The sequence below is a fragment of the Pseudomonas sp. LG1E9 genome, assembly GCF_003290225.1.
Taxonomy (GTDB): Bacteria; Pseudomonadota; Gammaproteobacteria; order Pseudomonadales; family Pseudomonadaceae; genus Aquipseudomonas; species Aquipseudomonas cyclaminis.
Genome location: NZ_CP029983.1, coordinates 1,630,006 through 1,643,733 on the forward strand (window position 1 = coordinate 1,630,006; position 13,728 = coordinate 1,643,733).

General features: G+C 63.4%; 7 protein-coding genes. 4 read left to right on the forward strand and 3 right to left on the reverse strand.

The annotated features are described in order from the left end of the window. Positions 1-2: 2 nt before the first annotated feature. Complete coding sequence (gene cra, locus DNK50_RS07680) at positions 3-998, reverse strand: catabolite repressor/activator (RefSeq protein ID WP_099587059.1); 996 nt, start codon at positions 996-998, stop codon at positions 3-5. A gap of 294 nt (positions 999-1,292) precedes the next feature. On the opposite strand from cra, the gene ptsP reads away from it, so the two are divergent. From ptsP to DNK50_RS07700, 4 genes are read left to right on the forward strand one after another with little or no spacing between them, the layout of a single operon-like run. After that, the gene (gene ptsP / locus DNK50_RS07685; RefSeq protein ID WP_099587060.1) at positions 1,293-4,151 is read left to right on the forward strand and encodes a phosphoenolpyruvate--protein phosphotransferase; all 2,859 of its coding nucleotides are present in this window, start codon (positions 1,293-1,295) and stop codon (positions 4,149-4,151) included. Then, on the forward strand, positions 4,152-5,072 hold the full coding sequence (gene pfkB, locus DNK50_RS07690; protein ID WP_112193425.1) for a 1-phosphofructokinase: 921 nt from the start codon (positions 4,152-4,154) through the stop codon (positions 5,070-5,072). A gap of 11 nt (positions 5,073-5,083) precedes the next feature. Next, positions 5,084-6,799 carry a PTS fructose-like transporter subunit IIB gene (locus DNK50_RS07695; protein WP_112193427.1) on the forward strand — a complete coding sequence of 572 codons (1,716 nt, stop codon included), beginning with the start codon at positions 5,084-5,086 and terminating at the stop codon, positions 6,797-6,799. A gap of 44 nt (positions 6,800-6,843) precedes the next feature. Continuing rightward, on the forward strand, positions 6,844-8,385 hold the full coding sequence (locus DNK50_RS07700; protein WP_112193429.1) for an alkaline phosphatase: 1,542 nt from the start codon (positions 6,844-6,846) through the stop codon (positions 8,383-8,385). Positions 8,386-8,720: 335 nt separating this feature from the next. Here DNK50_RS07700 and DNK50_RS07705 read toward each other — a convergent pair whose 3' ends face one another. Next, positions 8,721-11,246 (reverse strand): sulfite reductase flavoprotein subunit alpha, encoded by a 2,526-nt coding sequence (locus DNK50_RS07705; protein WP_112193431.1) that lies wholly within the window; start codon positions 11,244-11,246, stop codon positions 8,721-8,723. A gap of 135 nt (positions 11,247-11,381) precedes the next feature. Further along, positions 11,382-13,688 carry a TonB-dependent siderophore receptor gene (locus DNK50_RS07710; protein WP_112193433.1) on the reverse strand — a complete coding sequence of 769 codons (2,307 nt, stop codon included), beginning with the start codon at positions 13,686-13,688 and terminating at the stop codon, positions 11,382-11,384. Positions 13,689-13,728: the final 40 nt, after the last annotated feature.

Genomic DNA, 13,728 nt, shown 5'->3' on the forward strand with positions numbered 1-13,728 from the left:
GTTCAGGCCTCGTGGATTCGCTGTTTGAAGGTCCGGCCGATGGCGTGCACGCCCGGCTGGTACTGTTCTTCTTCAATCGCGGCCAGGGCCAGGCGCAAGGCGGTGTCGGCAATCAGTTGATGTTGCTGGGCCATTGCGTTGACCGGCAGCGGCAGGAAATCCAGCAGTTGCGTGTCACCAAAGGTGCCCAGGCGTAGCGGGCGCGACTTGAGCGGGAAGTCATGCAGCGCGTCAAACACACCCTGCAACAGCACGTAGGACGTGGTCACCAGTGCGTCAGGCAAATGCCCCAGTTGTTGCAGAAGTTGCTCCATCAACTGTCGGCCGCAATCACGGCTGAAGGATTCGCCGTGTTCGACGATCACTTCACCCGTGAAGCCTTGCAGCGCTTCACGGAAACCGGCGGCACGCTCCTGGCTGATGCTCAACTCGGGCCGTGCGCCGATCAGCACGATCTGCTTGGGCAGCGGCTGCAACAGGCTGCTGGTCAGTTGCTGGCACGCCTGGCGGTCGTCGCTGACCACGGAGCAGAACTGCTCGGGCTCCATCACCCGGTCGATGGCGATCACCGGCAAGCCCTTGGCTTGCAGCTCGCGGTAACTGTCATCGCTGGCGGGCAGGCAACTGGCCACGAACAACGCATCGCAACGCCGTGCACGGAACAGTTGCAGCAATTGGCGCTCGCTGTCCGCCTCATCGTCGGAACTGGCAATCAGCAACTGATAACCGCGCGCACGGGCGCCCTGTTCCAATAGCTTGGCGATTCGTGCGTAACTGGGGTTTTCCAGGTCGGGCAGGATAAAGCCCAAGGTGCGCGTGTGCCGACTGCGCAGCCCGGCGGCCTGTGGGTTGGGGGTAAAGCCATGGGCTTGGACCACGGCACGCACCCGCTCGACGGTGGCGCTGCTGATGCGTTGCTGTTCGGCCTTGCCATTGATGACATAGCTGGCGGTGGTCACGGACACACCGGCCAGACGTGCGATATCACTGAGTTTCAAACCGGGATTTCCTTGTTTTTTGGAGCTTGCCCCGACATTTTTTCCAATCGTAACCGATTCCTGGGTACGACCCATGTCCTGGCTCAAGTGCCGAGTGGTCCTTCAAGGATGCACAATTAACGCGTAATCTGCCTTAAATTCTAGATTAAACGTTTCAGCCAGCGTATTTTTACGACGTTCGCTACTGAGTGGCTACTGCCAATTGACCGCTCAGTCAGTAAATTCTGAACACATTTACACTGAATTATTCAAAACAATACCTAGTGCACCCCTTGCACTAACTAGGAGAACGGCATGCTTGAGCTCACCGTAGAGCAGATATCCATGGGCCAAGTGGCTGTGGATAAGTCTGCTGCCTTGCACCTGCTCGCTGACAAACTGGTGGTCGATGGCCTGGTCGCCGAAGGGTATCTCAGCGGCTTGCAAGCCCGTGAAGCCCAAGGATCGACCTTTCTCGGCCAGGGTATTGCCATCCCCCACGGCACTCCCGAAACCCGCGACCAGGTATTTTCCACCGGCGTGCGCCTGTTGCAGTTCCCCGAAGGGGTGGACTGGGGCGACGGTCAGATCGTGTACCTGGCCATCGGCATTGCCGCCAAATCCGATGAACACCTGCGCCTGCTGCAACTGCTCACCCGCGCCCTCGGTGAAACCGACCTGGGCCAGGCACTGCGCCGTGCCGGCAGCGCCGAAGCGTTGCTCAAACTGCTGCAAGGCGCGCCGCAGGAGCTGGCGCTGGATGCGCAGATGATCAGCCTGGGCGTGTCCGCCGATGACTTTGAAGAGCTGGTCTGGCGAGGCGCACGCCTGCTGCGCCAGGCCGATTGTGTGAGCAATGGTTTCGCCGCTGTATTGCAGCAGGTCGACGCGCTCCCGCTGGGCGATGGCCTGTGGTGGTTGCACAGCGAACAGACGGTCAAGCGTCCCGGCCTGGCGTTTGTCACGCCGGATAAACCCATGCGCTACCTCGGCCAGCCGCTTAACGGCCTGTTCTGCCTGGCCAGCCTGGGCGAAGCCCATCAGGCGTTGCTTGAGCGCCTGTGCGCCTTATTGATCGAAGGCCGCGGCCAGGAACTGGGCCGTGCCACCAGCAGCCGTGCGGTACTCGAAGTGCTGGGCGGTGAACTGCCGCCGGATTGGCCGAGCGCACGCATTACCCTGGCCAACGCCCACGGGCTGCATGCGCGACCGGCGAAGATCCTCGCGCAACTGGCAAAAAGTTTTGAAGGTGACATCCGTGTACGCATCGTCGACGGTCCTGTGGGCGCGGTGTCGGTCAAGAGCCTGAGCAAGTTGCTGAGCCTGGGCGCCCGTCGCGGTCAAGTGCTGGAATTTGTTGCCGAGCCGAGCATTGCCGGTGATGCGCTGCCCGCTCTGTTGGCGGCGGTGCAAGAGGGCCTGGGAGAAGAGGTCGAGCCGCTGCCGACCGCGAGCGCCCAGCCTGCCATCGTTGAGGCCGAGCCCGCGCTCAGCGCACCGCTGGCCGGTAGCCAGGTCCAGGCCATCGCCGCCGCGCCGGGCATTGCCATTGGCCCAGCGCACGTGCAGATCCAGCAAGTCTTCGATTACCCGTTGCGCGGTGAATCCTCGGCTATTGAGCGCCAGCGCCTGCAAGAGGCACTCGGTGAAGTACGCCGCGATATCCAGGGCCTGATCGAGCGCAGCCAAGCCAAGGCGATTCGCGAGATTTTCATCACCCACCAGGAAATGCTCGACGACCCGGAACTGACCGACGAAGTCGACACCCGCCTCAAACAAGGCGAAAGCGCCGAAGCCGCGTGGATGAGCGTGATCGAAGCCGCCGCCAGGCAGCAGGAGTCTTTGCAGGATGCTCTGCTCGCCGAGCGCGCCGCCGACCTGCGAGACATTGGTCGGCGGGTGCTGGCCCAACTGTGCGGCGTCGAAACCGCCCAGGAGCCAAGCGAGCCCTACATTCTGGTGATGGATGAAGTCGGCCCGTCCGATGTTGCCCGCCTGGACCCGGCCCGCGTCGCCGGCATCCTCACCGCCCGTGGTGGCGCCACGGCCCACAGCGCTATCGTCGCCCGTGCCCTCGGCATCCCCGCGTTGGTCGGTGCCGGTCCGGCCGTGTTGCTGCTGGCCTCCGGCACGCCATTGTTGCTCGATGGCCAGCGCGGTCGCCTGCATGTGGACGCCGACGCCGCCACCTTGCAACGCGCCACCGTCGAGCGCGACACCCGCGAACAGCGCCTGCAAGCCGCTTCGGCCCAGCGCCATGAACCGGCGGTCACCCGTGACGGCCACGCCGTGGAAGTGTTTGCCAACATCGGCGAGAGCGCGGGTGTCGCCAAAGCGGTCGAGCAGGGCGCCGAAGGCATTGGCCTGCTGCGTACCGAGCTGATTTTCATGGCCCACCCGCAAGCGCCGGACGAAGCCACCCAGGAAGCCGAATACCGCCGCGTCCTCGACGGCCTCGACGGGCGCCCGCTGGTGGTGCGTACCCTCGACGTAGGCGGCGACAAACCGTTGCCTTACTGGCCGATTGCAGAGGAAGAAAACCCTTTCCTCGGTGTGCGCGGCATTCGCCTCACCCTGCAACGCCCGCAGATCATGGAAGCGCAATTGCGCGCCCTGTTGCGCTCGGCGGATAACCGCCCGCTGCGCATCATGTTTCCCATGGTCGGCAGTGTGGATGAATGGCGCGCCGCCCGTGACATGACCGAGCGCCTGCGCCTGGAAATCCCGGTGGCCGACCTGCAACTGGGCATCATGATCGAAGTGCCGTCGGCTGCGCTGTTGGCGCCGGTGCTGGCCAAGGAAGTCGACTTCTTCAGCGTCGGCACCAACGACCTGACCCAGTACACCCTGGCCATCGACCGTGGCCACCCGACCTTGTCGGCCCAGGCCGATGGCCTGCACCCGGCAGTGTTGCAACTGATCGACATCACCGTGCGTGCGGCCCACGCCCATGGCAAATGGGTCGGCGTGTGCGGCGAACTGGCGGCAGACCCGCTGGCGGTGCCGGTGCTGATCGGGCTGGGTGTGGATGAGTTGAGCGTGTCGGCCCGCAGCATTCCCGAAGTGAAGGCGCGGGTGCGTGAATTCAGTCTGAGCGAGGCCCAGGGCCTGGCGCAAAAGGCACTGGCGGTGGGGTCTCCCGCCGAAGTGCGTGCCCTAGTGGAGGCCGTGTAAATGGCAAGAATTCTAAGCCTGACGCTCAACCCGGCGTTGGACCTTACGGTGCGCCTGGCGCGCCTGGAACCGGGTGAAGTCAACCGCAGCGACGCCATGCTCACCCATGCCGCCGGCAAGGGCGTGAATGTGGCGCAGGTGTTGGCGGATCTTGGGCATCAGGTGACCGTTGGCGGATTTCTGGGGGAGGGCAATCCTCAGGCATTTGAGGCGCTGATCGTGCGCCGTGGTTTTGCCGACGCGTTTATCCGCGTGCCTGGCGAAACCCGCAGCAATATCAAGATTGCCGAGCAGGACGGCCGGGTCACCGACATCAACGCGCCGGGGCCGTGGGTCAGTGAACAGGCGCAACAGGCGCTCCTCGATCAACTCGCGCAGATCGCCCCCGGGCATGACGCGGTGGTGGTCGCTGGCAGCTTGCCCCGTGGCGTCAGCCCGCAGTGGTTGCAGGATTTGTTGGTGCAACTGAAGAAGCTCGGTTTGAAAGTCGCCCTGGACACCAGCGGCGAAGCGTTGCGTGCCGGATTGCAGGCGGGCCCGTGGTTGGTCAAACCCAACACCGAAGAGCTGGCCGACGCCCTGGCGAATGCCACGGATGCCGTCAGCCAACTGCATCAACAGGGTGTGGAACATGTGGTGGTCTCCGACGGCGCCGCGGGCGTGAGCTGGTACAGCTCGGGCGTGACCCTGCATGCGACGCCGCCCAAGGTCACCGTGGCCAGCACCGTCGGCGCCGGCGATTCGCTGCTGGCCGGCATGCTCCACGGTCTGCTCAGCGGCGAAGCGCCCGAGCAGACCTTGCGCCGTGCCACCGCGATTGCCGCGATGGCGGTGACGCAAATCGGTTTTGGCATCAGCGATGACGCGCAGTTGGCGCACCTCGAAAGCGGCGTTGTTGTGCGCCCGCTGACAGAACAATAAGAGGGTTTGTGATGAAGTTAGCCATTGTTACTGCCTGCCCGAACGGCATGGTCACCAGTGTGCTGTGCGCCCGCCTGCTGGACGCCGCCGCGCAACGCCAAGGTTGGAGCACCAGCGTCGAAGTCGTCGACGTGCAGCATCCGGAACGCGCACTGTCCCAAGCGACAATCGACGCCGCCGAATGGGTGTTGCTGGTCAGCAGCACCCCGGTGGATATGCAACGCTTTGTCGGCAAGCGCGTCTTCCAGAGCACCCCGGCGCAAGCGCTGGCGGATGTCGAAGCAGTGTTGCGCCGTGGCGCTGAAGAAGCCCAGGTGCAGGTCGCCAGCCAAGCGCCAGCGGTGTCGAAACAGGCCCCGCGTATCGTCGCGGTGACCGCGTGCCCCACGGGCGTGGCCCACACCTTCATGGCCGCCGAAGCCTTGCAGCAGACGGCCAAGCGCCTGGGTTATGACTTGCAGGTCGAGACTCAAGGTTCAGTTGGCGCACGTACGCCATTGAGCCCGGAGGCCATCGCCAACGCCGACGTGGTGTTGCTCGCGGCAGACATAGAAGTCACCACCGAGCGCTTCGCCGGCAAGAAGATCTACCGTTGCGGCACCGGCATTGCCCTCAAGCAGTCCGAAGCGACCCTCAACAAGGCCTTGGCCGAAGGCGCCGTCGAAAGCACAGGCACCGCGACGGTGGCCAAGAAAGAAAAAACCGGCGTGTACAAACACCTGCTCACCGGCGTGTCGTTCATGTTGCCGATGGTGGTGGCGGGCGGATTGTTGATCGCCTTGTCGTTTGCCTTCGGCATTCACGCGTTCGAACAGGAAGGCACCTTGGCGGCCGCGCTGAAAACCGTCGGCAACAGCGCCTTTATGTTGATGGTGCCGCTGCTGGCAGGTTACATCGCGTACTCGATTGCCGACCGCCCAGGCATTGCGCCGGGCATGATCGGCGGCCTGTTGGCCGGCACCTTGGGGGCGGGTTTTATCGGCGGCATCCTGGCCGGTTTCCTGGCGGGCTACTGCGTCAAACTGATCACCCGTGCCGTGCAATTGCCGCAAAGCATGGAGGCGCTCAAGCCGATCCTGATCATCCCGTTGCTGGCCAGCCTGATTACCGGCCTGGCGATGATCTACCTGGTCGGCCCGCCTGTCGCGCGCATGCTGACCAGCCTGACCGACTTCCTCAGCACCATGGGCACCACCAACGCGGTGCTGCTGGGCATCCTGCTGGGCGGCATGATGTGTGTGGATCTGGGCGGGCCGATCAACAAGGCGGCCTATGCGTTTTCGGTGGGTTTGCTGGCTGCGTCCAGCGGCGCGCCGATGGCTGCGACCATGGCCGCCGGCATGGTGCCGCCGATTGGCATGGGCATCGCGACGTTCCTGGCGCGGCGCAAATTTGCCCAGACCGAGCGCGAAGCCGGCAAGGCTGCGATGATCCTCGGCCTGTGCTTTATCTCTGAAGGCGCGATCCCGTTCGCGGCCAAAGACCCACTGCGGGTGATCCCGGCCGCTATCGCCGGTGGCGCGTTGACGGGCGCCCTGTCCATGTACTTCGGCTGCAAACTCGCCGCGCCCCATGGCGGGCTGTTCGTGCTGGTGATTCCGGGTGCGATCAACCACGCGCTGTTGTACCTGTTGGCCATCGTCGCCGGTAGCCTGTTGACCGGTCTGGTATATGCCGTGATCAAGCGTCCCGAAACCGTGGAGCTGGCTGTCGCACCGGTGTCATAAGCGCGTGCTTAAGTGGCCCTTTTGATACTCAAGAGGGCACCTGCATGAGCCATTTCGATCTGGGCCGTCGCCGTGTGATGCAAGTCGTCGGCGCCGGCCTTTTGCTGCCGGGCCTGGCGCCGGCGGTGATTGCTTCGGTCAAGGACCGGCCGCAACTCACCGACGGCGTGCAGTCCGGCGACCTGCTCGGCGATCGCGCCATGATCTGGAGCCGCAGCGACCGCCCGGCGCGGATGGTGGTGGAGTGGGACACCCGCAGCGTGTTCAGCAACCCACGCCGATTCGTCTCGCCTTTGGCCGACAACCGTAGCGACTTCACCGCCCGCGTCGAACTCACCGGGCTGCCCGCCGACCAGGCGGTTTTCTACCGTGTGCACTTCGAAGACGCCCAGACCGGCATCGCCAGTGAGCCGTGGTTCGGCCACCTGCGCAGCGTGCCGCAGCAGCGTCGTGACATTCGCTTTGTGTGGAGCGGCGACACCGTCGGCCAAGGCTTCGGCATCAACCCGGACATCGGCGGCATGCGCATCTACGAGGCCATGCGCCTGCGCCTGCCGGACTTTTTTATCCACAGCGGCGACACCATCTACGCCGACGGCCCGGTGCCGGCGCAACTGGCGACTGAAGGCGGGCGCATCTGGCGCAATATCACCACCGAAGCCAAGAGCAAAGTCGCCGAAACCCTTGATGAGTATCGCGGCAATTACCGCTACAACCTGCTGGACGAAAACGTGCGCCGCTTCAATGCCGAAGTGCCGCAGATCTGGCAGTGGGACGACCATGAGGTGGTGAACAACTGGTCGCCCAGCAAGCAGCTCGACGAGCGTTACCAGACCAAAGACATCAACATGCTGGTGGGTCGTGCGCGCCAGGCCTGGCTCGAATATTCACCGATGCGCCGCCAAAGCGCAGACGGCGGCGGGCGGATTTATCGCAAGCTCAGCTACGGCCCGCTGCTGGATGTGTTTGTGCTGGATATGCGCAGCTATCGCGGCGGCAACGATGACAATCTGGGCGGCGCCAAGCCCTTCCTCGGTCGTGAGCAACTGGACTGGCTCAAGCGCGAACTCAAGGCCTCGAAGGCGCAATGGAAAGTGATCGCCGCCGACATGCCGATTGGCCTGGGTGTGCCTGACGGTGAAGTCAGCCCCGGCGTGCCGCGCTGGGAAGCGATCGCCAATGGCGACCCCGGCCCGGCGCAAGGGCGCGAGCTGGAAATCGCCGAACTGTTGGCATTCCTGCGTGCGCAGAAGGTGCGTAACCACGTATGGCTGACGGCGGATGTGCACTACTGCGCAGCGCATCACTACCACCCGGATCGGGCGGCGTTCCAGGATTTTGAGCCGTTCTGGGAGTTCGTTGCCGGGCCGCTGAATGCGGGGAGTTTCGGGCCTAATCCGCTGGATAAAACCTTTGGGCCAGAGGTGGTCTTCGAGAAGGCGCCGCCGGCGCAGAACACCTCGCCGTTTGCCGGGTTTCAGTTTTTTGGCGAGGTGAATATCGATGGGCAAACGGCAGAGTTGACGGTGATATTGCGCGACCTGGATGGCGTCTCGGTGTTCGAGCAAAAACTACAACCAGTCTAATCATTTGGCATGCGGTCCAAATGTGGGAGGGGCTTGCCCCCGATAGCGGTGGGGCAGTCACAGATGTATTAGCTGACACCCCCTCATCGGGGCATAGGTATTGAATGTATGGCAACTGGGCTGTTGTGGTGAGCGGGCTTGTCCCGCGCTGGGCTGCGAAGCAGCCCCAATAAGGTCACCGCAGAGTGCCAGAATCAATCGAGGTGGACGTTTTGGGGCCGCTTCGCAGCCCAGCGCGGGGCAAGCCCGCTCACCACAGCGTTATGTATAAGCCTTTGAGAGTTGTGTTGAGACCCATGCTCATCGGGGGCAAGCCCTCTCTCACATAGGTCGCCTCAGTAGACATCCCGGCGATAGCGGCCTTGTTCGATCAAACGCTCCACCGCCTCGCTGCCCAGCACGTCGTGCAGCACCTGATCCACCCCCGCCGCCATCCCCTGCAAGCTCCCACACACATAAATCGCCGCGCCGTCTGCGAGCCATTTACGCAGCACATCGGCCGATTCACGCAGGCGGTCCTGCACGTAGATCTTCTCTTCCTGATCCCGCGAAAACGCCAGGTCCAGCAAGGCCAGATCACCGCTGGCCAGCCAGCCTTGCAGCTCGTCCTGGCACAGGTAGTCGTGGGCGATATTGCGTTCGCCGAACAACAGCCAATTGCGCTGCTGGCCATCGGCAATCCGCGCTTTGAGCAAGCTGCGCAGGCCCGCGAGGCCGGTGCCGTTGCCCAGCAGGATCAATGGCACAGGCGCTTGCGGCAGGTGGAAGGCGCTGTTGCGACGCAGCCGCAGGCTGATGCCTGCGCCCAAGGCCGCGTGTTCGGTGAGCCAACCCGAGCCCAGGCCCAGGCTGCCATCTGGGTGGCGTTCCTGGCGCACGATCAACTCCAGCACGCCGTCGCTGGCAACCGAGGCGATGGAGTATTCGCGCATGCCCAAGGGCGCCAGTGCGTCCACCAATGCCTGGGCATGCATGCCCACCAGATGGGCGCGGTTTTCCGGCAGTTGGCGAGTCGCCAGGGCTTGGTTGAGGGGGGTGGCCAAACCGTCGATCAACACGCCGTCGGTGCCGGTCAGGCCCAGGCCGCTCAGGAAGTGCTCGATGGCCCATGGGCAATTGCGGGGCAACACTTCCGCCAGGTCGCCGGCTTGCCAGGTGTGTGGCGAAGCCGGGGTGAGGCCGAGCAGGTAAACGTTCGAGCCCGCGCTGTGGCGGTTGAGCAGGTGGCGCTGGCTGAGCGTCCAGGTTTCGTACTGGGCGGTAGGCCATGCCACGGCCGGTGCCTGACCGGTCAACTGCCCAAGCTGTTGTTGCCAATGCAGCAGCGCGGCCGTGTCGCCGCTGTCCACTTCCACCGGAGCAAACAGTGGGTTGCCGCCCTGGTTGGTCAGCCAGAAATGCAGGCGCCGGGCAAAGCCGCAGAAGTGTTCGTATTGACGATCACCCAGGGCCAGCACCGAGTAATTCAGGCCTTTGAGGGACAGGTCCTGGCCGAGCACTGCGCGTTCAAAGCCACGGGCGCTGTCGGGGGCTTCGCCGTCGCCGAAAGTGCTGACCACAAACAGCGCATTTTCTGACTGGAGCAAATCGTCCTGGCTGACGCTACCCAAGGACTGCACCTTCACCGGCAGGCCGGCCGCCTGCAATTGCCCGGCGGTCTGCCAGGCCAGTTGCTCGGCAAAACCGCTCTGGCTGGCAAAGCCGATCAGCCAGGCCGGGGCATTGCTGTGGTTGGCGCCGAGGCTTTTACGGGCGTCGCGCACCTGGCGTTTTTTGCGGCGACGGTCCAGGTACAGCAACCAGCCAGTGATGAAGAACAGCGGCATCAGCAATGAGCTGACGGTGAGGATGATCCGCCCGGCGAGGCCGAAGTAACTGCCGGTGTGCAGCGCGTAGAGGCTGGTCAGTAGCTGCGCCTTGAAGCTTTTGCTCGCGTATTGATCATGGGATTTGACCTCGCCGGTGGCCGGGTCCAGGTTGATCTGGTTCAGGGCGCGGTCATGGGGTGAGTCTTTCAACAGGTAGTAGACGGTCGCCGGTTGCCCGGCGACGGCCGGCATGCGGATGTTGTAGGCGCTCAATCCCGGGCCTGCGTTGCTGTAGATGCTGCTCCAGATTGCGTGATAGTTGGCCACCAGCGCCGGGCCTGCCGGCGGCGGGCCGCGCTTGCGCATGCGTTCATTTTGCGGCGCGTCGGACAGCAGTTTGGTCAAGCCCTGGCTGTACCAGTCGTATGACCAGGACAGCCCGGTCAGCGCCGCCAACAAGTAAGCCAGCAGGCACCAGGTGCCAAACACCGAGTGCAGGTCCCAGTTGAAACTGCGGCCCTTTTTGCGCCAGTCCAGGGTCAGCCACACACGCCAACTTGCCACCTGGCGCGGCCAGCGCAGGTACAAACCGGACAGGCAGAAAAACACCAGGATCAGCGTGCACGCGCCGGTGATGTTGCGCCCGGTTTCGCCCATGGCGAGGAAGCGGTGCAGTTGCAGGATAAAGCCGAAAAAGTCCTGGCCGACCACATCGCCCATGTAATCGCCGGTGTAGGGATCGAAGTAGCGCAGTTGGCCGCGTCGCTCACCCGGCGGCGGGGTGAAGAACACGCGTGCGGCATTGCCGCTTTCGCTTTCCACGAACAGCATGGCGACGGTCTTGCCTTCGCAGGCTTCGAGCTTGCGCACCAGTTCGGCGGGCGGCAGCACACCGGCTTCGCGTTTTTCAACGCTCAGTACGTTGGGGTTGAGTGCCCGCAGTAGTTCATCCTGAAACGAGACCGCAGCCCCGGTGATCCCCATCAAGGCCAGCACCAGCCCGGCAGTGATGCCGAAGAACCAGTGCAACTGGAACAGGGTTTTCTTCAACACGTCTGACCGCCTCGTCTATCTGGGTATGTAGGGCACGGCGCGCATTATGCCGTGGCTTTTCGAGAAACATTCTGTTTTACACGCAAAAGCCCCACGCATCCGATGCGTGGGGCTTTGTGCTACGTGAAGCGGTGTCTAGAAGTGGAAGCTGGTGGACACCAGCGCCGTGCGCCCAGCCGCCTGGTTGGCGAAGTGCGTTGAGAACGCTTTGTCGTAATAGGTCTTGTCCGTGAGATTTTGCACGTTCAATTGCAGGTCGATGTTTTTGGTCAGCTTGTAGCTGGCCATGGCGTCGTAGCGGGTATAGGACGGCACGTAGACCGTGTTACCCACATCGCCGTAGACGTCATCGACGTAGAACGCGCCGCCACCGATGGTCAGCTTGGGTGTGATGGCGTAGGTGGTCCACAGGCTGAAGCTGTTCTTCGGCGTGTTGGGCATCTGGTTGCCTTCGTTGGAACCGGCGCTGATGACACCGTTGCGCCCGTTACGGCCCGCTTTGACCAGCTCGCTGTCCAGGTAGCTGTAGCCCGCGAACACTTGCCACTGATCAGTGATTTTGCCGCTGGCGGACAACTCGATACCGTCTACCTGGGATTCACCGGCGTTCTGGTAGGTGAGGGCGTCCACCAGGATGCGCGTGTTTTTCTTCTCGGTACGGAACACTGCAGCGGTCAGCGAGAGGCGGTCGTGGAACAGATCCCACTTGGTGCCCAGTTCGTAGTTGACGGTTTCTTCCGGTTGCAGATCGCTGCTGGCCGCGCCAGCGGACAGCGGGTTGCCATCGGAGCCTTCGCCGACCAGGCCGCCGGCAGGGGTGGCCGAGGTGGCGTACGAGGCATAGACGCTGGCGTTTTCCACCGGCTTCCAGACCAGGCCGGCCTGCCAGTTGAAGAACTGACTGTCTTCCTTGATCTTGCTCCGCGCCTTCACGGTCGCGCTAGGGACGGCGTTGGTGTTGGCTTCGGTGTCAAAGGTGTCGTAGCGCAGGCCGACGTTCAGCAGCCATTTCGGGTCCAGTTCGATGGTGTCGAACACATAGGCGGCGCGGCTGGTGGCCTTGGTATTGGTGCCGTTGTAGTTGCGCGCGATGCTGCCGTTCCAGGCGTCATCCGGGTTCGGGTTGCTCAGCGAGGTGCACTGGCCGCCTTGGCTGCCGCCGGCCACGGTGCAGCCGCCGGTGGGGTTGGCGTTCGGGCTGATGGTGTAGCTGCTCACGCGGGTTTCTTCACCCGTGAATTCCAGGCCGGTGGAGTAGCTGTGCTTGAAGCCCAGTGCCTGGAAACTGCCAAACAGATCGGTCTGGTTGGTGGTCGTCGTCGTTGTGGAGACGCGGCTGTTGGCGCGACGCCATACGGTGCCGAAACGGTTGACGTTGAGCTTGCTGTCATCCGGCTGGGTCAGGATGTAGTCCTGCCCGGTGCTGCCATGACGCAGGGTGTTTTTCAGCGTCATGCTGTCGTTCAGGTCGTGCTCGATGGAGACGGTGCTGATATCGGCGCGGGTCTTGCGGAAATCCCGATCTTTAAGGCCGTAGAAGTTGTTGCTGTCGCCGCCGTCATTGGGTTTGTCGTGCCCGTGGGTGGTGGCGGTCGACGAGCTGTAGCCGTAGGGAATGCCCGAGTCCGGCAGGTCGTTGCTTTCCATGTGGTAGTAGCTGAGGTTGACGCGGGTTGGGGTGCCCAGGCCAAAGGTCAGCGATGGCGCCACGCCCCAACGGTCGTAATTGACGGCGTCACGGCCGGCCACGTTCTGCTCGTGGGTCATGAGGTTCAGGCGGAACGCGGCGCTGTCGTCGAGGAACTGGCGGTTCACGTCGAGCACGTAGCGACGGGTCTGGTCGGAACCGTAGGTGAAGCCGCCGTTGGTGAAGTCTCGGGCTTGCGGCGTCTTGCTCACCAGGTTGAGGCTGCCACCGGCCGAACCGCGACCGCCAAACGAGGAGTTCGGGCCTTTGCTGACTTCGATGGACTCGATGTCGAAAATCTCACGACTCTGGCCGCCAGTGTCGCGCACGCCGTCCAGGTAAGTGTCGCCCTGGGCGTCGAAACCCCGGATGAACGGTCGGTCGCCCTGGGGGTTGCCGCCTTCGCCGGCGCCGAAGGTAATCCCCGGTACGGTGCGCAGGGCATCCTGCAACGAGGTAGCGGCGGTGTCTTTGAGCACTTGTTGCGGCACGACGGTGACCGAGCGCGGCGTGTCCACCAGCGGCGCGGTGTATTTCTGCGAAGAGGCTTTTTCGACTTGGTAGGACGTGGCGTCCTGTTCTTCCCCGGTGATGCTGGTGGCACCCAGGGAGATGCTGTCGCGCTGGCCTTTCTGTTCGGTGTCTTCGGCCGCTTGCGCCAGATGGGCGACGGAGCTGGCACCGAGGGCCACGCCGATGGCCGAGGCCAGCAAACGCGGTGAACTGGCAGATGTTTTTATAATGGTGCGCGACATGACGTGTCCTTTCCCCAAGGATGTGAGGCCGCGGAATATA

Excerpts from the sequence above, each read along its gene's own strand:
- ptsP (WP_099587060.1), top strand. The coding sequence starts at position 1,293 with ATGCTTGAGCTCACCGTAGAGCAGATATCCATGGGCCAAGTGGCTGTG.
- pfkB (WP_112193425.1), top strand. The coding sequence starts at position 4,152 with ATGGCAAGAATTCTAAGCCTGACGCTCAACCCGGCGTTGGACCTTACG.
- DNK50_RS07695 (WP_112193427.1), top strand. The coding sequence starts at position 5,084 with ATGAAGTTAGCCATTGTTACTGCCTGCCCGAACGGCATGGTCACCAGT.
- DNK50_RS07700 (WP_112193429.1), top strand. The coding sequence starts at position 6,844 with ATGAGCCATTTCGATCTGGGCCGTCGCCGTGTGATGCAAGTCGTCGGC.
- DNK50_RS07710 (WP_112193433.1), bottom strand. The coding sequence starts at position 13,688 with ATGTCGCGCACCATTATAAAAACATCTGCCAGTTCACCGCGTTTGCTG.